19 protein-coding genes and 1 CRISPR repeat array are annotated in these 23,399 nt (G+C 39.4%); of the genes, 9 read left to right on the forward strand and 10 right to left on the reverse strand.

Features of this window, described 5'->3' with window-relative positions; all coding sequences use genetic code 11:
• Positions 1 to 211 precede the first annotated feature (211 nt).
• The gene (locus tag FD723_RS28980; protein ID WP_179068435.1) at positions 212 to 1,132 is read left to right on the forward strand and encodes an alpha/beta fold hydrolase; all 921 of its coding nucleotides are present in this window, start codon (positions 212 to 214) and stop codon (positions 1,130 to 1,132) included.
• On the opposite strand, the gene FD723_RS28985 is transcribed toward FD723_RS28980, so the two are convergent.
• Together FD723_RS28985 and FD723_RS28990 are read right to left on the reverse strand one after the other, a co-directional pair.
• Positions 1,129 to 1,722: a Uma2 family endonuclease gene (locus FD723_RS28985; RefSeq protein ID WP_179068436.1), complete on the reverse strand. Its 594-nt coding sequence runs from the start codon at positions 1,720 to 1,722 to the stop codon at positions 1,129 to 1,131. The genes FD723_RS28980 and FD723_RS28985 overlap by 4 nt on opposite strands.
• Positions 1,723 to 1,855: 133 nt before the next feature.
• Positions 1,856 to 2,839, reverse strand: a complete 984-nt coding sequence (locus FD723_RS28990) for a GntR family transcriptional regulator (protein ID WP_179068437.1) — start codon at positions 2,837 to 2,839, stop codon at positions 1,856 to 1,858.
• A 311-nt stretch (positions 2,840 to 3,150) separates the two neighbouring features.
• Between FD723_RS28990 and FD723_RS28995 the strand changes: the two genes are divergently transcribed.
• Together FD723_RS28995 and FD723_RS29000 are read left to right on the forward strand one after the other, a co-directional pair.
• Positions 3,151 to 3,891 (forward strand): dienelactone hydrolase family protein, encoded by a 741-nt coding sequence (locus FD723_RS28995; RefSeq protein ID WP_179068438.1) that lies wholly within the window; start codon positions 3,151 to 3,153, stop codon positions 3,889 to 3,891.
• Between the two features lie 129 nt (positions 3,892 to 4,020).
• On the forward strand, positions 4,021 to 4,923 hold the full coding sequence (locus FD723_RS29000; protein WP_179068439.1) for a S1 RNA-binding domain-containing protein: 903 nt from the start codon (positions 4,021 to 4,023) through the stop codon (positions 4,921 to 4,923).
• 671 nt (positions 4,924 to 5,594) lie between these two features.
• Here FD723_RS29000 and FD723_RS29005 read toward each other — a convergent pair.
• Positions 5,595 to 5,783 (reverse strand): hypothetical protein, encoded by a 189-nt coding sequence (locus FD723_RS29005; RefSeq protein ID WP_094341361.1) that lies wholly within the window; start codon positions 5,781 to 5,783, stop codon positions 5,595 to 5,597.
• A gap of 127 nt (positions 5,784 to 5,910) precedes the next feature.
• On the opposite strand from FD723_RS29005, the gene FD723_RS29010 reads away from it, so the two are divergent.
• From FD723_RS29010 to FD723_RS29020, 3 genes are all read left to right on the forward strand, one after another.
• Complete coding sequence (locus FD723_RS29010) at positions 5,911 to 6,222, forward strand: hypothetical protein (RefSeq protein WP_306296998.1); 312 nt, start codon at positions 5,911 to 5,913, stop codon at positions 6,220 to 6,222.
• Positions 6,223 to 6,506: 284 nt separating this feature from the next.
• On the forward strand, positions 6,507 to 7,382 hold the full coding sequence (locus tag FD723_RS29015) for an SDR family oxidoreductase (RefSeq protein WP_179068440.1): 876 nt from the start codon (positions 6,507 to 6,509) through the stop codon (positions 7,380 to 7,382).
• A 105-nt stretch (positions 7,383 to 7,487) separates the two neighbouring features.
• Positions 7,488 to 8,969 carry an HlyD family efflux transporter periplasmic adaptor subunit gene (locus FD723_RS29020; protein ID WP_179068441.1) on the forward strand — a complete coding sequence of 494 codons (1,482 nt, stop codon included), beginning with the start codon at positions 7,488 to 7,490 and terminating at the stop codon, positions 8,967 to 8,969.
• Between the two features lie 528 nt (positions 8,970 to 9,497).
• Here FD723_RS29020 and FD723_RS29025 read toward each other — a convergent pair.
• Entirely contained in the window at positions 9,498 to 11,285 is a 1,788-nt protein-coding gene (locus FD723_RS29025; RefSeq protein ID WP_179068442.1) for a S8 family peptidase, read from the reverse strand.
• A 513-nt stretch (positions 11,286 to 11,798) separates the two neighbouring features.
• Complete coding sequence (locus FD723_RS29030; protein ID WP_179068443.1) at positions 11,799 to 12,758, reverse strand: esterase family protein; 960 nt, start codon at positions 12,756 to 12,758, stop codon at positions 11,799 to 11,801.
• Between the two features lie 155 nt (positions 12,759 to 12,913).
• Here FD723_RS29030 and FD723_RS29035 point away from each other — a divergent pair, with 155 nt between their 5' ends.
• Together FD723_RS29035 and FD723_RS29040 are read left to right on the forward strand one after the other, a co-directional pair.
• Positions 12,914 to 13,867: a lysylphosphatidylglycerol synthase domain-containing protein gene (locus tag FD723_RS29035; RefSeq protein ID WP_179068444.1), complete on the forward strand. Its 954-nt coding sequence runs from the start codon at positions 12,914 to 12,916 to the stop codon at positions 13,865 to 13,867.
• A gap of 297 nt (positions 13,868 to 14,164) precedes the next feature.
• A complete protein-coding gene (locus FD723_RS29040) occupies positions 14,165 to 14,560 on the forward strand; it encodes an agenet domain-containing protein (RefSeq protein ID WP_179068445.1) in 396 nt (131 codons plus the stop codon).
• 77 nt (positions 14,561 to 14,637) lie between these two features.
• Here the strand turns inward: FD723_RS29040 and FD723_RS29045 are convergent, their stop codons facing one another.
• A complete protein-coding gene (locus FD723_RS29045) occupies positions 14,638 to 14,808 on the reverse strand; it encodes a hypothetical protein (protein ID WP_179063524.1) in 171 nt (56 codons plus the stop codon).
• A gap of 229 nt (positions 14,809 to 15,037) precedes the next feature.
• Between FD723_RS29045 and ilvC the strand changes: the two genes are divergently transcribed.
• Positions 15,038 to 16,033 carry a ketol-acid reductoisomerase gene (gene ilvC, locus FD723_RS29050; protein ID WP_179068446.1) on the forward strand — a complete coding sequence of 332 codons (996 nt, stop codon included), beginning with the start codon at positions 15,038 to 15,040 and terminating at the stop codon, positions 16,031 to 16,033.
• A 237-nt stretch (positions 16,034 to 16,270) separates the two neighbouring features.
• On the opposite strand, the gene FD723_RS29055 is transcribed toward ilvC, so the two are convergent.
• From FD723_RS29055 to ald, 4 genes are all read right to left on the reverse strand, one after another.
• Complete coding sequence (locus FD723_RS29055) at positions 16,271 to 17,032, reverse strand: sterol desaturase family protein (RefSeq protein WP_256874958.1); 762 nt, start codon at positions 17,030 to 17,032, stop codon at positions 16,271 to 16,273.
• Positions 17,033 to 17,160: 128 nt separating this feature from the next.
• Positions 17,161 to 18,498, reverse strand: a complete 1,338-nt coding sequence (gene ovoA, locus FD723_RS29060; RefSeq protein ID WP_179068448.1) for a 5-histidylcysteine sulfoxide synthase — start codon at positions 18,496 to 18,498, stop codon at positions 17,161 to 17,163.
• 290 nt (positions 18,499 to 18,788) lie between these two features.
• Positions 18,789 to 19,763 (reverse strand): L-histidine N(alpha)-methyltransferase, encoded by a 975-nt coding sequence (egtD, locus tag FD723_RS29065; protein ID WP_179068449.1) that lies wholly within the window; start codon positions 19,761 to 19,763, stop codon positions 18,789 to 18,791.
• 287 nt (positions 19,764 to 20,050) lie between these two features.
• Positions 20,051 to 21,820: direct repeats of the CRISPR family, unit length 37 nt; unit sequence GTTTCAATCCCTAATAGGGATTTAGGTTAATTGCAAT.
• A 292-nt stretch (positions 21,821 to 22,112) separates the two neighbouring features.
• The gene (gene ald, locus FD723_RS29070) at positions 22,113 to 23,204 is read right to left on the reverse strand and encodes an alanine dehydrogenase (RefSeq protein WP_179068450.1); all 1,092 of its coding nucleotides are present in this window, start codon (positions 23,202 to 23,204) and stop codon (positions 22,113 to 22,115) included.
• Between the last annotated feature and the right edge of the window lie 195 nt (positions 23,205 to 23,399).

Genomic DNA, 23,399 nt, shown 5'->3' on the forward strand with positions numbered 1-23,399 from the left:
CTTCCAAATAAAAAAATATTCAATTGACTCTTGTAGGTGGGCGTCTCGCCTGCCCAGGCTATATGGCAGGCAAGATGCCCACCCCACAATATTGGATAATTTATTTCTTGGAGTTCCCTTAATGTCAATTGGTCATTAGTCATTGGTCAAAAAATAAGGAATAATAACCATGTAACAGGGACTAATGACAACTGACAAAGGACAATGACTAATGCCTTATATTAATGTTCGTGGCGTTGAGCATTACTACGAATGGGTGAAAAAACCATCCGGTTCTTTGGTAAAACCAGTGATGGTTTTCATCCACGGTTGGGCTGGTTCGGCTAGGTATTGGCAAAATACTGCTAATGCTTTATCAGAACAATTTGATTGTTTACTCTACGATTTGCGCGGATTTGGCCGTTCTCGTGGGAAGCCAACTATCGCCCAAGCAAGTGAAGCTGTTGCTGAATCTGAATCTCCACAGGAAGAATCAGAGGCAATTAAAGAGTTAACCTATGAGTTAGAGGAATACGCTGATGATTTGGCAGCTTTGCTAGATGGGTTACATATTCAGCGTGTTTATATTCATGCTCATTCAATGGGTGCTTCTGTTGCCACTTTATTTTTTAACCGCTATCCCCAACGAGTAGAACGAGGAATTTTAACTTGTAGCGGCATTTTTGAATATGATGAAAAATCCTTTAGTGCCTTTCATAAATTCGGTGGCTATGTAGTGAAATTCCGTCCTAAATGGTTAAGCAAAATCCCATTTGTTGACCGAATGTTTATGGCTAGATTTTTATATAGTTCCATACCACATTCTGAGCGGCAAGCTTTTTTGCAAGATTTTCTGGAAGCAGATTATGATGCAGCTTTAGGAACAATTTTTACTTCAGTCAGTAAGGCTCAATCTGAAGTGATGCCGCAAGAGTTTGCCAAGCTGACAGTGCCTACTCTGCTTGTGGCGGGGGAGTATGACAAGATTATTCCAGCCGAAATGGGCCGTCAAGCAGCTGCACTGAACGACAAAGTGGAATTTGTGATGATTCCCAACACAGCGCATTTTCCCATGTTGGAAGATGTACCAACTTATCTACAACGGGTACAAGAGTTTTTGCAAATTAACACGCCAGAGCCACATCTGGGTTAACTGATTTTTTGGATAGCCTGCACAAATTCAGCAACAGCGTCGTATTGGTCAGGATGCCCGATATATTGCAGCAACAAAGTTGGGTCTAAATTCGGAAAGAAACCACTACGGTTTACTTCTTCATATTCACCACTCGCATTTAAACGAAATATTTTTATCTGGTTAGATTTCCAGAACCAAACTTCAGGCACTTTCTTGGGTTTGTATAACTCTTTTCGGTTAATTGTGCCGCTAGTAACAATAACTTCAATAACAATGTCAGGAACTTCACCTTTTGTGTTGATGCTGTAAGACTCATCGGGTGTGCCAGAAGCATACCCAGGTTCTTCCAAAGTAAAACCACCACGACCGTAAAACCGGATTCCCAACTCTCGCATATAAGCTTCTAACAAGTAGCCAAGAGTTCTTTTTACTTCCTCGTGTTTTTCACCAATGGGCGACATAATTTCTAATATTCCTGACAAATAAGAGAGTCGGACATTGCGGTTGTCCTTTAGCTGCGCCTCAATACCTTTGAATTCCTCCCAAGAAACATCGGCAACGGTCACTAGTTTCTCTTGTATGGGATAGTCCAGAATTGGGATGCTCATATCGCCTCTCAACAGTTTCAGATATACATCTACTTGATTGCTTCCAGCAAACCAATGTAGGGTTGTATTTCCACAATCATAATCCTGAGTTATTTGCTAGGTGTGTCCGTTTATGCGATTCTTACCCTTTGGATTAACTCAAACCTAGTTCTCGTTTCAGCAAGTTAATCGAGTTAGTGCCGATATAATTTTCAACCTTAATTAGCTTTGGTGGACGAATAATATCTTCATCAGATGCTTGCACGGCTGCTTGTACTGCTGCAAAACTGGCTTGGTCGCTAATGATTACCTCAGCTCGTTTAACCATTGCCTGGAGTTTATAAGCATCTTTTGGTTGCGAAGTCATCACTAGTAGTTCATCCCCCCGCAAACCGTGGAGAATGACTTCTGCTGCTCTTGCAATCCCGGAACTGAGGCTAACTATGCCTACACAGTTTTCTTTTGGTAGGGTTTTCAAGATGCTGAGTTCTTTGCTGTAGTCGTAGATATCGAGAGGAATTACTCGTGCAGCTTTTGGAGCTGCGATCGCTTCCACATTACTGATAAAATACCGACTGGTGACTACTGTCGCAGAAGTAGTTTTATCTAGCACAGCTGTTAATTCTTCCATTGCTACCAACTGGACTGGAATTTTTAGCGATCGCTCTAATTCATATACCATCAATTCACCAGCACCCATATCATAAGATGGCACTGCAACCAATACTCGCGCACTACAACGCAAGCGCCAGTCAATTTCTGCTAAAAATAGCTCTCTAGCTTGATTTAGCGAACATCCTTGGGAGAGTAACTCGTCAAGTGCTTGCTGGACAACTTGATATGCATTAGGATTTTGTTTGAGAATTGGTGATTGCAGCCTGCTACCGCCCTCATGACCTTGGGCGCGAACATAAATACCCGAACCAGCCATACTTTCAACAAATCCGTCTTCCTCTAGTTGACGGTAAACCTTACTTATGGTATTACGGTGTAACCCCGTTTGCATTGCCAAAGCCCGTGTGCTTGGCAATTTGTAAGCAGGGGGATATTGTCGAGAAGCGATCGCAAATCGGATTTGATTAAACAGCTGGGTTGAGGCGGGAATTTCGCTGTCTGGCTGAATACGGAATTGAATCATCACCAAACCTCCTAATACTAAGTGCTGTTAGCGGTAGCGGGGCGTTTAGCCCGTGCTGAGTTTTGAGTGCTGAGGTTTGAGTATTAAGTGTTGCTTGCCTACTCAGCACTTTTAACTCAGCACTCTTTCAGGATACAGATGTATTTGCTACATCTCAAATATGTTTATTTACATATAAAGTTTTGCTGATACAAATTTTTAATGCGCTCACTATTGGTAATTGATAATTTAATTAGAAAAAACCTGGGCATACTGGCATAGTTATATCAAATAAACACACGGCTAATTACACGGCACTGGTAAAAATTATTATGACAGAGCAAGCAACAATTACCACAACGGTTAATCTTTTGCAAGATAATATTCAAGTGTCTGCTTATCTGGCAGAGCCAAAAGAATCTGGTTCTTACCCAGGAGTCGTGATATTACAAGAAATTTTTGGTGTCAATGTTCACATTCGGGAAGTTACAGAACGGATTGCTCAACTTGGGTATGTAGCGATCGCGCCTGCTCTTTTTCAACGGATTGCTCCTGGGTTTGAAACCGGATATACACCCGAAGATATTGAAACGGGCAGAAGCTACGCCATGCAAACTCAAGCCTCAGAGTTATTGAGCGATATTCAACTAGCAATTGACTACCTCAAAAATCTGCCCCAAGTGAAAAAAGATGGTTTTGGCTGTATTGGCTTCTGCTTTGGGGGTCATGTAGCATATCTTGCAGCCACCTTGCCAGATATTAAAGCTACGGCTTCCTTTTACGGTGCTGGAATTACCACCCGCACGCCGGGAGGTATAGTTCCCACTGTCAGCCGTACCAGAGAAATATCAGGTACTCTCTATGCCTTTTTTGGTACAGAAGATGCTAGCATCCCAAGCGAACAAGTAGATGAGATTACAGCAGAGTTAGAAAAATATAAAATTCCTCATCGTGTGTTTCGCTACGATGGAGCTGATCACGGATTTTTCTGCGACCACCGTGCCAGTTATAATCCTAAAGCTGCGGCCGATGCTTGGGAGCAAGTAAAACAACTCTTTGGTCAACTAAACTGAAGCATACGCAGCCAGGTTTGTCATTAGTCATTGGTCATTGGTGAATAACAAAGGACAAATGACAAATGACAAATGACAATTTAAACTTCAGTTGCACCATATCAAAATAAAAACTAATCTTCAAAAGTCATGAATTCCGAATCGAAACTTTCTCAAACAGCCAATTCGCCCTTTACAATGGACGATTTTGCCAAAGCACTAGAAAAACACGACTACCAATTTCAAAAGGGACAAGTTGTACATGGCAAAGTGTTCCAACTTGACCATGATGGCGCTTATGTTGATATTGGTGGCAAGTCGTCAGCTTTTCTGCCGCGCGATGAGGCTTCTTTGAGAGCAGTTACCGATTTATCGGAGGTGTTGCCATTGCAAGAGGAAATGCAGTTTTTGATTATCCGAGATCAAGATGCAGAAGGTCAAGTGACCCTTTCTCGAAAGCAGTTGGAAATTCAGCACATCTGGGAACGATTGGCCGAAATGCAGGAGAATGCTCAAACTGTGCAAGTACGGGTTATGGGTGTGAATAAAGGTGGTGTAACCGTCGATATTCTTTCTTTGCGGGGATTTATCCCGCGATCGCACCTGGCAGAGCGTGATAATTTAGAAGCACTCAAAGGTCAAAATCTGACTGTGGGTTTTTTGGAAATTAATCGTAACACTAACAAACTTATCCTTTCTCAGCGTTTAGCAACTCGTTCTAGCAACTTCAGCTTATTAGAACTCGGTCAACTGGTGGAAGGTAAAGTTACTGGCATCAAACCTTTTGGTGTATTTGTCGATTTAAGTGGAATGAGTGCCTTGCTTCATATCAAGCAGGTAAGCCAGAAATTCATTGATTCTTTAGAAAAAGTCTTTCAAGTTGGCCAGCCAATTAAAGCTGTAATTATCGACTTGGATGAAGGTAAAGGGCGGGTTGCTCTTTCCACCAGAGTTTTGGAAAACTTTCCTGGCGAAGTGCTAGAGAATTTCGATGAGGTGATGGCTTCGGCTGAGGCGCGTGCTAATAGAGCTAATAACAAAGCTTCTGAATAGTTTTGAGGTGGGCTGCTTGCACAAAGCATTTAAATCCTCCTGCATTTACGATGTGGGGGGATTTTAAATTTTGAAAAGTTTTCCCAGATTTATTTCTACTTCTGGCTGGAAATGTAGGTAAAACAAGAACTTTAGTCAGCTTTAGATGATTAAAGTTATTAGCCGCAGAATTTATTCTGAGGCGGATGTGTGTGCAATACCAACATTCTGCAATGATGCAAATACCTGAGTTCAGAATCTTACATTTGAACCCATCACCCGCCATAGGTTGGAAACCTACGGCTAATAGCGAAAGTCCTCTGAAGAAGACTAAACAATAATTTTTCTCACTTTAGTTTATTAACTCGTTGAAAACAACCCTGTTATAAATATTTATAAAAGTCTAAAATACTTAAAATGGATCAAGTCGAATTGAGTAAGCAAAATAAGCTTTTACTTTCTCAAAATGACATTTTGCTTACTCAAACCTCAGTTTTCTTTCTAATTTCAGTGTTTTCCGCAAGCAAAATAAGCTTTTACTTTCTCAAACCTCAGTTTGCTTTCTAATTTTGGTGTTTTCCGCAAGTAAAATAAGCTTTTACTTTCTCATTCAAGCATATTGAGAAAGCAATATGCTTGATTGCTGACTCATTTCAGTAATTCACACACCTATGTCAACTATCTCTTTGAGATTACTTCTCTTTATCTTTATCTAATGCTTCTTGGATTGCACGACGGCAAAATTCTGGCGGATCATCCTTGGTGGATAGTTCTTCCTTCATAGTCTTGGTAATGCGTAGGTTAATCCTCTCTGTTAATGATTCTTCTCTATTTGATTTAATTGGTTGTAAATTTTGTGGGTTCCCTTTAGGATTAGGCATTATTTAGAAATATAAACAAGACTTGATTTACTTGGTGCCAAAACAATAAATTGTTTTTGGTGGTTGCTACAACTTGCCGGAAGTACAACCACCAATATCCAATATCAACAATGGACACTACTATTTTATGTTCACGCGTTCCGAACTTGAAATCAAGACTATTAAAGAATTACGCGATTTGTGTCGTAGATACGGCATCAAACCAACTGGTAATGCAGGATACAAAACCTCGTACATCGTAACTCTGATGGCATTTCCACTTTTAGCGCTGCAACAAATGAAGCAAGGTAAAGGGTTAAAATTCCCTAACTTTAACGCTATCCAGGTAATTAGTTCTGCTATAGATGAGATGAATTCACCCACAGATGAGCAAGCAGCACTAATTCGGATAACGCTGGAAGGCAGGAAAATGAGCGATACGATCAGGAGAACCTGCTGAACCTGCACAAGGCTAAGATGTCGCTTGAACAAGCTATCAATTTGTTGAGCCAGTAAAACTAATCTCATTACTCTATCCCCCAGATTTATAAAGATATGGGGGATAATTTTTAGAGTATTAAAATAAATAAGGTGTGACTTATTGGTATGAGAATATCTTGAGCATGGTAACAAAGTATAAAAATATGCTCATATCTCTATTTAAGTATTGCTCAATGAATTTTGAGCATATATCGAGCATTTTGACAACTATAAACGCTGTAATTATTCAATTTAGGTATTTATATGTTTTTGGTAACTGGAGCAACCGGAGGAATTGGTCGCAGAGTTGTGCGACTCTTACGACAACGAGAACAGTCTGTACGGGCATTTGCCCGCCTTAACTCACGCTACAGCGAGTTAGAACACCGGGGTGCAGAAATTTTCATCGGTGACTTGCTAGAGGAAAAAGATATCCAGAAAGCTAGTCGGGGTGTCCAGTATATTATTAGCGCCCACGGTTCTGATAGTGATGCCCTATCTTTAGATTACCGGGCCAATATTGAACTTATTGACCAAGCAAAAGTCAATGGTGTGGAGCATTTTGTCTTTATTTCCGTATTGGGAGCCGATCGCGGATATGAAGATGCTCCGGTTTTCAAAGCCAAACGAGCAGTAGAGCGATATTTGGCAGCTAGTGGCTTAAATTACACTATTTTACGCCCAGCTGGATTAGCATCTAACTTGCTGCCACTGGTAGAACGGTTTCGGGAAACGGGATTGTATTTATTGATTGGCGATCGCAAAAACCGTACCTCGATTGTCAGTACCGATGATTTGGCAAGGATAGTGGTAGATTCTGTGACAGTTGAAGGCGCTCGCAACCAGATTTTACCCGTCGGAGGGCCGGAGATTTTATTACGAGAAGATATTCCCCGGATTTTTGGTCGGATCTTCACCAAAGAACCAGTAATAATTAACTCACCACTATTTGTTGTTGATGGGTTACAGGGTGCATTGGGTTTATTTAATCCCCAAATCCAAAAAGCTTTGGGAACTTACCGTACATTGCTAGCAAATGAATTTTTCTGTACAAAAGATGAAATTGCCAATTTAGAGGCGATTTATAACTTCCAGTTAGAGACATTAGAAAATTTTTTGCGGCGCTATTTAGCAGTTTGAATTAAACACAAGTCATTAGTCATTAGTCATTGGTCATTACTGAATAACCAAGGACAAATGACAAAGGACAAATGACTAATGACAAATAACAAAGGATAAAAATATATGGTAAATGCTGCTCAAGCACGTCAGACAAAAGAGCGATTCGCCCAACCAGAGGAACAACTCACTTATGAATTAGGCAAAGCAGTACAAGAATTACCACCTCTGTACACTAGATTATTAGCGGGAACGATGAGCGTCGTCGTATTTGGAGCGATCGCTTGGGCGTACTTCTCGCAAATAGATGAAGTAGCAACAGCACCAGGGGAATTAATTGCTTCCACACAGGTAAGACCGGTGACATCCTTGGGTGGAGGCTCAATTGTCGCAGTGAAAGTGAAAGAAGGCGATCGCGTTACAAAAGGTCAAGTTCTGATTCAAAAAGATCCAGACTTGAAAATAACCGATGTTTCCCGCCTAGCAAAATCTACCAGATTAATTCAAGACGATTTGCAACGTTTGGATGCAGAACGCACCGGAAGTAAAACTACTGGGACGAAACTGCAAGATGAACTTTTAAACTCCCGCCTGCAAGATTACCAAGCACGTCAAGCAGCAGCAGAAGCAGAAGCAAATCGCCAAATGGCACTTATCGATCAAGCCAAAGTTCGCTTAACTCGATTGCAAGACAACTTAGTTAACGCCAAAAGCAGCTTTATAAATGCTCAAACCAACCTTGCCAACGCAGATAGCATCCGAATTAAAATTGAAAGCAATTTGGCACTTGCACAAGAAAGAGAAAAAAGCCTACGCACTTTAATTACTCCTGGCGCTGTCCCTCGTGTCGATTACATAGATGCTCAAGAAAGATTAACTCGTGCAAAAACAGAAATCACTAAAGCACAAGATGAAGTAACCAATTCCCAGAATAGAATAACAGAGGCTCAAGATAAAGTCACATCATTAGAAAAAGATACTGCCGCCCAAGTCCAAGAAATTCGCCAAGCAGAACAAGCTTACAAAGCTGCACAAAATCAGGTTCAACGTGTAGTATCAGAACGCCAAAGTGAAATTTTGACGCAGTTTAATAAGCGTAAAGAAGAACTCACAACTGTTCAAGGTCAATTAGAACAGGCTAGAAAGCAGCAAGCTTTAGAAACGATTGAAGCTCCCGTTGCTGGTACTATTTACAGAGTCAAAGCCACCAAAGGGCCAGTACAATCAGGTGAAGAATTGGTATCAATTTTGCCGGAGGGAGAAGAAATGCTCCTAGAGGTGAAAGTTCTTAACCGCGATATTGGGTTTATTCGTCAAGGAATGAAGGCAAAAGTGAAAATGGCGACTTTCCCCTTCCAAGAATTTGGCATTGTGGAGGGCGAAGTCGTGCAAGTCAGTCCGAATGCAATTATTGATAAAGAATTAGGCTTAGTTTTTCCGACAAGAATTAAGCTTAGTAAACACTCAGTAAACGTCCGGGGTCAAGAAGTAGAATTTACACCAGGGATGGCTGCTACAGGTGAAATTGTCACTCGCAAGAAGTCAATTTTGACATTTATTACCGAGCCAGTGACACGACGATTCAACGAAGCATTTTCAGTTAGGTAGGTTTATACGCAGTCAACAGCCTACCCGTAGGGGCAATTCATGTAGCCGAAGGCTTCCCGCAGTGTACATTGGTGTCAAATTAAGCTGAAACTCCTTTAAAACCTCGTTTCCAGCCGGAGGCTGGAAATGCTGCTCTTTGCGGCTCTGCCGCCAGTAAAGAGAGGCGGAGCCTCAAAGACAAGCATTCCCAGTCTCCGACTGGGAACGAGGCAATTTAAAAGCCAATACAGTTCAGTTAAGCAATTTTTTCCTTCTCTTTCTTCTCTCTGCGTCCTCTGCGCCTTGGCGGTTCGTTAAAAAATTGACTTGGATAACAGAGTTTTAGCCTTAACTGAACCGTATTGATTTAAAAGCTAGTTCTAGACTTGATTTCACGTTAAATTGACACTAATGATTCATGAATTGCCCCTACACCTTGCTTAACCGAACGGTATTGCAACCCAACCTACACAACTTAAGGCTTTGACACTAACCGAACGGTATTGCTATTAGTTCTGTATTGGAGTGAACTGGAAATTGCTATAAGTTTCAAGCAAGACCAAAGAATTTTCTATACTGTTCTATTTGTTTTTGCATTCCCTCTAGTAGTTTGCCATAATCAATATTATTCTCATCTTCACTGCTATCCACATTGATATTGCCCAGAATTTCCTCATAGTTTTGGAATTGCGACCATAAGTCTGGATTGGCTAATGCATTATTACCTTCGGCTGATATCAGATATTTTGCAGTTTCCGTTATTGCCTGACCAATCACAGGGTTAAAATCAGAATTATTCCAACTAGCGATAGTTTCTGGTGTCAGATATTTTGTAGTTTCTGTTATTGCCTGACCTATTAGAGAACTAACATCGGAATTATTGAAGCTAGCGATAGTTTCTGGTGTTAGATATTTTGCAGTTCCGATAATTGCCTGACCCATTAAAGAACCAAAGTAGGAACTATTAAAGCTAGAACTTGTTTGTGATGTCAGATAATTTGCAGTTTGTCCATAAACCCCTAGCAGATTATTATCAGACATTACCTGCTTTGCCAGAGAACTGACATTAGAAAAATTAAAACTAGAGCTTGTAGTTTGTGTACTATTTCCTGTGGTTTCTGCAATCACCTGACTCGCTAGAGAACTAACATTAGAAAAATTAAAACTAGAGTTTGTAGTTTGTGTACTATTGCCTGCGGTTTCTGTGACAATTTGACGTACTTGGGCATCAGTCAGGTTAGGATTAGCACTAAGCATCAGGGCAACTATACCAGCAACGTGGGGAGTAGCCATAGAAGTGCCGCTATAAGTGGCATATTGATTATTTGGAACTGATGAATAGACTTTAACTCCCGGAGCTGTGACATAAGAGATTTCATTGGTTCCAGAACGGTTAGAGAAGTCAGGCATGTTATTATTTCTATCTACTGCCCCAACGGCAATTCCCGATTTGTAGGCATAGCGCGCGGGATAACCTGGTGATGAGTTACCATCATTACCTGCTGCCATGACGACAATCACTCCTTTGCTGCTGGCATAGTTAATGGCTGACTCTAGAGTACGATTAGAAGATCCGCCTCCTAGACTGAGGTTGATTACATTGGCTCCATTATCTACAGCGTAGTGAATGCCTTTCGCTATGGAACTATAGGAACCAGAGCCAGAGTCATTTAAAACTTTGACAGGCATAATTTTGGCATCGTAGGCAATACCAGTGACACCGTAGTTATTATTTTCTCCTGCGATCGTGCCAGAAACATGAGTTCCATGACCATTTTGATCTAGGGTGTTGTTGTTATTATCAGAGAAATTCCAGCCGGAACTATCATCAACATAGCCATTGCCATCATCATCTATACCGTTACCTGGAATTTCTTTGCTATTTGTCCAGATATTATTACTTAAATCCTCGTGGTTATAGTCAACTCCAGTATCTAAAACAGCGACAACAACACCTTTACCTGTGTACCCGTGTGCCCAAACTTCTGGTGCTTTTACAAGGTCTGCTCCCCAATTATTGCCACCAAGATCGGGAACATCAGCAAAGGTATTTTGACCAATAGCTCTAGCTACTGCTGCTGCTCCATTAATTAAGCCATAGCCATTAGTGGAGTTATAATTCTCTGCACTAAAATCATTAGTAGTAGCGTTACTGGTATTTTCGGAGTCACCATTATTTAGCAACTGCACATCAGCATCAGTTGATTTATAGCTACTACGTCCGCTAAATTTGAGGTTGTAATAATCTTGTGTATGAAAGCTATCTAAAGAAGAGATTGAAGTAGCATTTAGCTGTTTATTTGAGAATACATTGTTATTAGCATCATCAATAGGCATAAGTTTTGGTTCTCAAAGATAGTAATCATTTGTTGACAGATTGAAGCGTTAAAATCTTTACAAGAAAAAGATTTTAAGGTGTGAATAAGCTTCATTGTCAATAATTACTATGTAATCTCAGAACAAAATGCTAATTCTACTACTAAAAAGCATAATCAATAGTGGAATGTTTGTTAATGTCTTAAATTTGTAAGAGTTTAAGTATAAATTGGTGGAATAAAAAAGTAATTGCATTATGCTTTTATAGCATTTCTCGACAAGCGTAAGGTACACCCGTAGGGGCACGGTACTGCCCATTAGTATCAACTTAAGCTGAAACTCTTTTAAAACCTCGTTTCCAGCCTCCGGCTGGAAATGCCGCTCCTGGTGGCTCTGCCGCCAGCAAGCGAGGCGGAGCCTCAATGATGAGCATTCCCAGTCTCCGACTGGGAATGAGATAATTTAAATTGCATAAACTGGGCGGGCAAGATGCCCACCCCACAAGAGTTATGTTTAATTTCTTACTAAAGATGGCTAATTATTTTGAGTATGTTTCTGAGCATTAAGACTTGAATTACCAGTTCCATGTGCTATTTCAGAAGAGCGAAATTGTTCACCGACAAATGTCAGTGAATCGGCTAAATGTTCCCGCCAGTATTGCCAAGTATGACTGCCGGGAAACTGACGAAATGAATTTTGAATTTTGAGTTTGTTTAGCACTTTAGTAAATTGTTCGGCTTCATCAATTTCTTCACTATCTGATGTGCCAGAATCTAGGTAAATTTTCAATCTTTTTTGAGCTTTTAGAGGAACGTTTTTAATATAAGATATTGGGCTATTTGCTGGGCCACTTTTATCATGAAAATAACCACTATGACTAAATAAAATCGAGAAATGATCTACGTTGTGTAATCCGACATTGATTGCACCCCAACCACCAGAAGATAAACCACCTATTGCCCAAAAATCTGGGTTAGTTAGTGTACGATAACGGCTTTGCACAACTTTTACTAACTCATTCCCCACGGCTGTGGAGACTTTACCGTTAGGACCATCGATATATTGGGAGTCCCAGTAGGGGCTGGAGCCGCGTTTGTCGTTGCCATCTGGTGTAATGATGATGCTGGGTGGCAACTTACCTGTAGTATAAAGTTGTTCCACAGTCTTGAGAGCTTGTCCCTTATTCTGATTAAACCAATCATTGGGGTTTCCATGTCCACCGTGGAGAAGAAAGATTACAGGATAGCTTTTTTTTGGGTTTTTTTCATAGCCAGGAGGTAAAGAAACGCCATAAGTGCGACTTCCACCCATTGCTTTACTATCGTAGGTTTCAATTTTATAGGTTAGGAGAGTAGCTTGGGTTGGAATAATGGGAGGCGCTGTTTGTAAATTTTGCGGTTGCAGTGGTTTTGCGACGACACTTTGGGAAAAATTACAACCAACTAGGGTTAATACTGAAAATAGCAAGAGAATTTTAGATTGTTTGTAGTTCATCTTTGAAGGGTGTTGGCCAAACAAGGCATTATTGGGTAGTCGGTGCTTGCCTTCAAAAGCTTATGCAAGTGATATGTCAATGCTGTGTCAACAGGATGGAAACTTTACGACTGGTTGTAAATTAAAAGTCAAGAGTTAGGATAAGTTTCTTCACGATGCTTAAAAAATTGCGACTCAATTTCAGTTCTTTGTTTGGCTTGTTGTTGCTGGTACTTTCTTTATGGGCGATCACTAGCGAATTACGTCAGTATAATTATCGTGATATCCTCAACTCTCTAGCTGCTATTCCCAAAAGTCGCTTAAGCTGGGCAATTTGGCTGACTGCTTTGGGGTATCTAGTGATGATTGGGTACGATATCTTAGGTTTTAACTACATTAATCGTTATTTGAGTTGGAATAAGATAGCTTTCACTAGCTTTATTAGCTCTGCATTTAGTAATACCATCGGTTTTGCTTTGCTGACTGGCAGTGCTATCCGTTATCGATTTTACTCAAGTTGGGGTGTGTCAGCTGTTGCGATCGCTCAAGTAATTGCTTTCGCTAATTTTACCTTTTGGTTAGGGATGTTTGCCCTGGCTGGGTTAATATTTGTTATCAACCCTTTGACAATTCCCACACAACTACATTTGCCTTTTGCAACAGTACGTCCCATTGGTGTAATTTTTTTGCTGTTGATTGCTATTTACTTGTTGGGAAGTATTTTAATTAAACAACCATTAACCATTCGTCAGCAAGATTTTCGCTTTCCTTCTTTGCCAATATCCCTAGCTCAAATTGCAATTTCTAGCTTTGATTGGATTCTGGCTGCGTTGGTTCTTTACGCGATACTTCCTACCAATACACCTTTGTCTTATCTAGAATTTTTAGGAATTTATTTACTAGGGATGTTTGCAGGTGTTGTTAGTAATATTCCTGGCGGTTTGGGTGTATTTGAAACTGTGGTGTTGCTGTTTCTCTCTGATAAAATTTCGGCGGCAGCAGTTTTGGGGTCACTATTAGCTTATCGGGGAATATACTACTTTTTACCTTTGGTACTGGCAGCAGGTCTGCTGGGAATACATGAAATTAGATTTAGAGCAGGTAGTTTAAAAAATATCAATAAATTGTAAAGTTGAGCTTCAGTATGACTACGAAGAACAAGAACTCCGACTTCTTGAAGAAGTCGGGGTTCTGAGCCTTTCTATTTTAATTTAGAGAAACTAAGTAAAATCTGTAACTACTATTTATTTCCAATGCGGAACACTGCGGCACTAACTTCATATACTGCGGCATAAATTCCTAATTTTTGCTGAGGCGATCGCTAATTTAACTCCATAAAAATAGTAACAGTTAGTTGCAAATTTTGAAGTAGATTTCCATAAATCATCATCAAAATTCCGTTTTACTGTTTGAGGAGAGAAATAATCATGAAAAACAAAGTATTGTTTGGCGCTATCTTTATGGCAACTTGGGTAGGGACATTAATTCCTAGCGCTTTTGCTGCCTCACCCTGTTCTGTGGGACAAAAGGCTGAGGTTCTTTGGAAGGAAGCATGGTATCCGGCAACGGTACTTAAAGTTAATAATGATAATGAAAAGTGCTATATTACCTACGATGGTTACAGCAGTTCTTGGAATGAATGGGTTGATGCTGAACGCTTTCGGACATCATTTCAAGCTGGAGATGCAGTAAGAATTTTGTGGAAGGGTAAATGGTATCCAGGAAAGGTTTTAGAAGTTAGTAACGATCATTATAAAATTACTTATGATGGCTACGATAGCTCTTGGGATGAGTGGGTTGAACCTTCCAGAGTGAGCAGATAGAGAATATTTCACATTTATAAGTTTAAAGGGACGATTTCACCTGTTGGAGTCGTCCCTTTAAATTTGTAAAAGGGCGGTTAGAAACCCCCAAGGGGAATCGATGTTTCTGCAATGCGTGCTGAACTATCGAAGTAATCTTCGGTGATTTTTGCCATCAAGTCTCTTTTGCGACTGCCAGTTAGTTTTTTGGCTGCATCTTTAAAGGTAGATTTGATGGTGTCGGTCAGTATGACTTGAGGAATTTCCATTCTAGAATTTAGTGCTGGGGCTGGGAGATCCGCGCTTCTTAAATATTCTAGAATGGCTGGTACTTTATTTTTTCGCAAGTCCCTTAGGCGATTATTGCCGTCGTAAACACTCCCCCTGAGTTCAAACGGATAAATTCAATGGTTGACAGTTAATCTGTGGTTACTCAATTTGAGGTACAATCGTAAGCCTGCGAATTAATGATGATGCTTGCTGACAGGAGATGCTTCTATGGCCCGGATGTATTATGACGAAGATGCCAATTTAGACCTTTTGGCTGGAAAAACTATTGCTATCATCGGCTATGGTTCCCAAGGTCATGCCCATGCTCTCAATCTCAAAGATAGTGGTTTGAATGTGATTGTGGGACTATATCCGGGTAGTAAGTCAGTTGCAAAAGCTGAAGCAGCTGGTTTAACTGTGAAAAATGTTGCAGATGCCGCTAATGCTGCTGACTTCATCATGATTTTGTTACCTGATGAAGTCCAAAAAACGATTTACAAAAACGAGATTGAACCCAATTTAGAAGAAGGGAATGTGTTAGCTTTTGCTCACGGTTTCAATATTCACTTTGGGCAAGTTGTACCACCAGCTAACGTAGATGTGGTGATGGTAGCACCAAAAGGGCCGGGGCATTTGGTACGGCGGACTTATGAAGGTGGTGAAGGCGTACCAGCGCTGTTTGCAGTATATCAAGATGCCAGTGGTCAGGCACGCGATCGCGCCATGTCTTATGCTAAAGGTATCGGTGGTACTCGCGCCGGTGTTCTCGAAACCACTTTCCGCGAAGAAACCGAAACCGATTTATTTGGCGAACAAGCGGTATTGTGCGGTGGTTTGAGTGCTTTAATCAAAGCCGGATTTGAAACTTTGGTAGAAGCTGGTTATCAACCAGAATTGGCTTATTTTGAATGTCTGCATGAAGTCAAGTTGATTGTTGACTTGGTTGTAGAAGGTGGTTTAGCTAAAATGCGCGACAGCATTTCTAACACCGCTGAATATGGCGATTATACCCGTGGGCCGCGGATTGTCACCGAACAAACCAAAGCTGAAATGCAGAAAATTCTTAGCGAAATTCAATCTGGACAATTTGCACGAGAATTCGTTCTCGAAAATCAAGCTGGTAAACCAGGATTTACCGCCTTGCGTCGCAAAGAAGCTGAACACAAAATTGAGGAAGTTGGTAAAGATTTACGCGCTATGTTTAGCTGGTTGAAAAAGGCTTAAGCAAAGAATGTAGAGAATCAAAATTCTACTTTAGGGACTTCCAACAAATAAATTATCCAATCTTGTGGGGTGGACATCTTGTCCCCCCTTGACTATGGGCAGTGCCGTGCCCCTACAGATGTACCTTACTAGGTCGCGAAACACTATAGTTGATTGCCTAATTTACCCAAATCTGCTAATAATGCCATACTGTTCAGTTAAGACAAGAGACGCGATGAATCGCCGTCTTGACAATGATTATATTTTTTCGGTGTCATTATTAATAGACGAATTAATAGTTATATGCTCGATAAAACTTACAGGAAACATAATTCCCTGCTTCTTATTAACAGGATTTAGTGTATTGAATACTCTGTCCCATAATCCCTGAATGCCATAGTTTCCATTAAAGCAAGTGTGATGAAGATCGTGGAAATCTGATGGAATGAAAAATATTGACAAAGAACTATGGCCTTCTAGGTTGTAAGCATTGCCTATAACGCTCCATGCAAGCAGTTGAGTGATGTCATATCCAAATATAAAAATAGGCAAAATATCAGCGATCGCAACAATAATATATTCAAGCAAACTCTTGTGTCCAGCAACAAAACTTGATGAGTCACGAAACTCATGATGCTTAAGATGGATTTTCTGCAAGAATCTTGTGTGCAAAAGCCGATGAGCAACATAAAAACAAAAATCAGCAGCAATTATTCTCATCAAGAACCATCCAAGATTGAGAAGTAAGCTATTTCCTCTATGAACCTCTGGAGCTAAATATAAAATTATTAATGCTGAGAGAAAAGCTTTAATTTCTCCTGTAATCATGCCTTTGAGGCTAAAGGAAGGAAATGGTTGATTTTTGATTTTATTAATTCTTACAGTCAGCTTATCCCTCAAAATGTCGTTGCTTTTGATTCCTTTTTCAATGAGAATACCAATACTATAAAATGAGATAGAACCAACAAGCCAGTACAATAGCACCTGCGTGATAAAGTTGATCTCGATATTGTTTAACAAAAAATAGAATATCTGCTGAACAATGGTGCAACTAATAGCAATCTTTAGATAAAATTCGATCTCAAAACAGAAATTCAAAATCTTTTGCATCTCTGTAACCTTATAGTATGTGACTGAGGCATATTCTGTTAATCTTTAATATCTTGAACAATCCGAAAACCAGCATGCTGATAAAAATTGGGACGGAACCAATTACGGTAATATTTTAAAGCTTCTGTACCATTAGTTATCCAACATCCTCCTAACATCATCTGATGTTGATCGTCAAAAAAGATGGCAGAATTATCTTTATAAAGAAAATGAGGTTGATATCCTGTAAGTGGATTTAAGTTATCACTCAACCATTCCCAAACATTACCCCGTAAATCGTATAATCCAGAGTTACTTTTTGTACTTTCTAACATTCCGACAGGGCTAGGTGAGCCAAATTTTAAATTGAGATTGTAATTTTCTACATTATCTAATAAGCTATTACTGTAAGTTGCTAAATGATATTCTGCTTCACTCATTAGGCGAATATCTTTCCCTTGCCAGCGACAATAAGCCATTGCTTCATAATGGTTTACTTCTACAGGCCAATCTAAGGGTAAATTTATTTCATCAAACATCGCTCGATATTTGTAGCTACCATTTTCATGTAACCAAAATTTGGGGCACTGAATATTGTATCGAGTTTTCCAATTCCAAGATTCTTCATCCCAATAGTCTTGATTTTCGTAGCCGCTAGCCTTGACAAAATAGAGAAATTCGGCGTTGGTTATCAGATATTTACTGGCGAAAAAAGGTGCAACTTCAACAGTGCGATCGCCATAATCAATATCCCATCCATAAGTCGAATCATCAAAGGCTTTACCGAGTTTTACTACTCCACCAGTGACTTCTATCATTTCGTTCTGAGGAGTGTAACCATTAAAAGGGGCATATTGCCAATCTTGGGGACGTTTTACTCTCTCAATCGGTAGTTGGCGAATTAACATCGAAGAGGTTTCAATATGAATACGCTGGTGTTCAATCCCCATCATTAAAGCCCAAAGGGGATGAGTAGGATGAATTGGTAGAGTAATTGGGGTTGTCTTAATTAGTTTGGAAATTACAGTATATGCTTGTTCTCGATATTCCCAAGTCTCTGCAACTTGCGGCCATTGTAAATGAGCGATCGCTTCATTCAACTCCTCTGGAATTTCTGGATCGACCCCAATTTCAAATAGGATTTCATACTCTGGATTGAGGCGTTTTTCTAATAATCCTACCTGAATTAATTTATTGATATAGAAAACAGCCGAATGTCCCAGATAAAAAATTAGAGGATTTCTCAAAGGGTCTGGATTTATATAGAATGTCTCTTCCCCAACCAGACTTTTCAATAACATATCTTCTATCTGCCAAGCATTCTTAAAGTAATCTAGAATTACTTGAGAATTGCAACTATCAAGTTTTGGCGGATAAGTAGATTGAAAACTGTTCATGGTGTAAATTAAATTGATTTTAAAAAATGTACAGGATGAGGAATTATTTTGGAATACAAATTAAATTAGATACAATTTATATCCCTGGTTTACCTCAATTTTGAATAAGTAATAAGCTAATGTACTTTTAATTTGCATAACTAGGGCGGGCAAGATGCCCAACCCACAAGAGTTTTAATGCCAGATAATATGCAAGTTAAATGTCCAACAGCTTATCATGCCCAGCAAATTACTAGTGATATGTTATCGTGAACACAGTTAGAATTGTTCAACTGGGCATGATATAAAATTTAAGATTGACAAAGAATTAACCCAAATAAATGCTTGGGATCTGTCCAAGTCTTAAGTGTTTTAAGTCCGTGTATTTCTAGCTGCTTTTGCATAATGACTAAATCAAACTTACGAGAAATTTCAGTAAGAATACTTTCTCCATCTGCAAAGGAAACTTGTAAATCTAATGCTTTTAAAGATACCTTATGACTTTTTTGGCAATGCAGATACATCTCAATTTGAGCATCATTCTCATTATAAATAGCTTGATGAGTGAATAAATTGAGGTCAAAATTGCCTTGAAAACGCCAATTTAAGTGAGAGAGTATATTTATGTTAAAAGCAGCTGTTACTCCCTGACTATCGTTATAAGCTGGCTCCAAGATTTCCTTGGGTTTTTGTAAATCAATCCCCAAAAGAAAGTAGTCACCTATCTGTAAAGTCTTAGTAATTTGTTTTAAGAAATCATCACATTCTCGTGGATTAAAGTTACCAAGAGAACTACCCAAGAAAAAAATTAGCCGTGATGGTGCAAAAGTAGATTCTAGTTTTATGAGTGCTTGTTCATAGGTTCCTATTAATCCCTCAATAAAGAAAGTCGGATATTTTTGCTGTAGTTTGATTACACTAGATTTAAGGATTCCCCGGCTGACATCAATGGGTATATATCTACAATAACTAGCAAACTTTTGATAAGCATCTAACAAAAACTCTGTTTTTGTAGAACTACCACTACCTAATTCGACAAGTTCACAAGCACCTGTAATTTGAGCAATTTCATCAGCATATTGGCGCAAAATCCATGCTTCTGTTCTTGTTGGATAATATTCTGGTAATTCACATATTTGCTCAAATAATTCTGAGCCACGATCGTCGTAAAAATATTTTGGAGGTAAGGTTTTTGGACTTTGAGTTAATCCTTGAATGACATCTATACCCTCGTTGTTGAGAGATTGATAATGCTCATTAAGAATTTTTATAGATGTCGCTAACATAATGTAAATGCTTTTGCTTTTAAATGAGATTCTTAAATATGACAGATTTACTGTTTAATGGCAATACTTCTTTTTCCGTAATTAGTTTTTCTAATAATACTAAAACTCTATCGATTTAGTGTAGTAACTTATAGGATTTGGCTGCTTTAATATTTATTCAATAATTAAATTATGAGTCAACAATTAATTCAGCACGAATAAACGTAACTATATTAGGTAAAGACTTTTTAGCCTATTACCAATGACAAATTACAACCCTCATTAGTTAGATTTTATTTGTATGAACTGTTTCAATCCCTAATAGAGATTTAGGTTAATTGCAATAGCAGGTTTCAAAGATGATGCAGAAATTATAGAGATGTTTCAATCCCTAATAGGGATTTAGGTTAATTGCAATGAAAAACAGATGGGAGGTTTATTACGAGAAATATTTGTTTCAATCCCTAATAGGGATTTAGATTAATTGCAATTTGAGAGTTACACAGACAATTTAATCTTTGAATTGGGAGACGTTTCAATCCCTAATAGGGATTTAGGTTAATTGCAATTGTATAAATCGAACTATTTCAGAGCCACCATCACAGTTTCAATCCCTAATAGGGATTTAGGTTAATTGCAATTGGCTGTAAGAGATCCAGTCATGGTTAATCGTGTTGCTGTTTCAATCCCTAATAGGGATTTAGGTTAATTGCAATTTCAGGAATCTCAGAGGGTAGAGCAAATTCTGAAGTTTCAATCCCTAATAGGGATTTAGGTTAATTGCAATCATTGACGATGGAGGATAACTCAAGCCCCGATGTTGTTTCAATCCCTAATAGGGATTTAGGTTAATTGCAATAAATTCTCAGACACAGTGGGGATCTGTGTGTTTTGAGTTTCAATCCCTAATAGGGATTTAGGTTAATTGCAATTTCAGCCGTAAAATTTACATTTGTTTCAGTACCAGTTTCAATCCCTAATAGGGATTTAGGTTAATTGCAATTCGAATTCGGAAGCTTACAAGAATCCGAAATTATGTTTCAATCCCTAATAGGGATTTAGGTTAATTGCAATTTCATCTAATGCAAATGTCAGTTTGGGCGATACGTTTCAATCCCTAATAGGGATTTAGGTTAATTGCAATGACTTGTTAATCCAGGATGTCGAGGGGAAAGTGAGTTTCAATCCCTAATAGGGATTTAGGTTAATTGCAATTACGATAATTCCATATAAAAGACTTTTGGCGTATTTGTTTCAATCCCTAATAGGGATTTAGGTTAATTGCAATTAATTTTGTAGCAACTAGTTCGCATTCTTTTTGAGATGTTTCAATCCCTAATAGGGATTTAGGTTAATTGCAATATTCTGATACTTGGTATGAACCGTCTCTTGTATCGAGTTTCAATCCCTAATAGGGATTTAGGTTAATTGCAATATAGCTACGCTTACCCACATTCCCGCACTAATCCTGTTTCAATCCCTAATAGGGATTTAGGTTAATTGCAATCTTTTTTATCAAATCACGAATAGCGTCTGAAACAGTTTCAATCCCTAATAGGGATTTAGGTTAATTGCAATTACCATTAGGTGATACTTTAGAAGTATTACTCCATGTTTCAATCCCTAATAGGGATTTAGGTTAATTGCAATTATTGCCCTTTTCGCCGCAGCAATGGCATTTTTGTTTCAATCCCTAATAGGGATTTAGGTTAATTGCAATTTAATCAATTGGATATATAAGCATCAGGGAGAGTTTCAATCCCTAATAGGGATTTAGGTTAATTGCAATGACGGAGTAGTGTATGCAGATGAATTAGCTAAACGGTTTCAATCCCTAATAGGGATTTAGGTTAATTGCAATCTGCTAAAGTAAAATCAGCATTAGGAGTTCCTACGTTTCAATCCCTAATAGGGATTTAGGTTAATTGCAATCTCTTCCCGCAGGCTCTAATCCAGCATTTAGAAGATTAGTTTCAATCCCTAATAGGGATTTAGGTTAATTGCAATCTTTCGCAAGCAATCAATCCACTCGCAAATCGGCGTTTCAATCCCTAATAGGGATTTAGGTTAATTGCAATCGCTGAAAGCTGAAAGCGCTGCTGTATTTGGTTTTCAAGGTAAGGTTGCGCGAATAAGCAAATCATAACACAGGGAATAGTCATAGCACAAGATATAAATCGCTGAAACGCAGTCCCTATAAGGTGCGCGGATGGTTTAAAGGTATGATTGCCCTCAAAGCCTTGTATAGATGGAGCCTACAGCCTTTTTTGCTCCTTCTCATTTTGTACACCTACCCATCCGCGCATAAGGCAAGGAAATTAGTCTAATTAGCGATCGCTACCACCATTAAAATAAGCGATCGCCTGACACTTAATTTACCAAGTCAGGGAATACCTCTTGTACAGCCGGATGTACTAATTGATGATTCTGCACATTCACACCCTTAGCTAAGGCTGGGTTAACTTCCAGTGCTTTAATTCCCAAATTCGCCAACTGGACAACATAAGGTAATGTACTGTTATTTAGTGCTTGAGTTGCTGTCCAAGGTACTGCACCTGGCATATTAGGAACGCCATAATGCACCACACCCTCTTCAACGTATACCGGATTTGTGTGGGATGTAGGGTGTAAGGTTTCTATGCAGCCGCCTTGGTCTACGGCTACATCAACTATTACTGAACCAGGACGCATTTGTTTGACCAATTCACGAGATACTAATATTGGCGCTCTACGTCCTAACACCAAAACTGCACCGATGAGCAAATCGGCTTCTTTGACTGCGGCTTCAATATGAGCAGAATTGCTGTAAATCAATTCGACTCTAGAGCCAAAGAGGGTTTCTAAGTAAGATAAGCGTTCGACACTCACATCTAAAATCTGGACGATCGCACCCACGCCCACAGCAATTTTAGCCGCTTCTGTACCGACAACGCCGCCACCTAAAATTACTACTTTACCCGGTTGCACTCCAGGAACACCGCCTAAAAGTACACCTCTACCACCTTGTTGACGTTCTAAGAATCTGGCCCCAAATTGCACTGCTAACCGACCGGCAATTACGCTCATGGGGGTGAGCAAGGGTAATCTGTTAGCGCCTGGTTGTTCTACAGTTTCGTAAGCGATCGCACAAGTGCCACAATCAATTAAATGCTCTGTCAACTTGCGATCAGCTGCTAAATGTAAATAAGTAAATAATATCTGCCCTTTTTGCAAAAAATTATACTCAGATGTCAGCGGCTCTTTGACTTTAACCACTAATTCCCGATTCCAAGCCGTTTCTGATGTGGGGACAATTTCGGCTCCAGCACTTCTGTAATCATCATCGGAGAAACCAGCGCCATTACCTGCTTGTGTCTGCACAAAGATGCTATGACCATTTTCTCGCAGCACCCGCACACTAGAAGGACTTAACCCTACCCGAAACTCTTGATCTTTATTTTCCTTAGGAACACCAATTTCCATATATCGCCTCTGATAATTTTTTTGTTTAACTGTAGCCTGCCAATTTCAACCTTGCTACTTTCCTATTGCCGCTGACCTATTACAGATAGCTGCATTAGAGATAATTAATCTGTGTTCAAAGTTTCTCAATTAAATCTGAGTAGCCCCAAACTCTTACCCTTGACTATTGCCCCAGTATTTATACAATATATAAAG

The organism is Nostoc sp. C052 (assembly GCF_013393905.1).
Taxonomy (GTDB): Bacteria; Cyanobacteriota; Cyanobacteriia; order Cyanobacteriales; family Nostocaceae; genus Nostoc.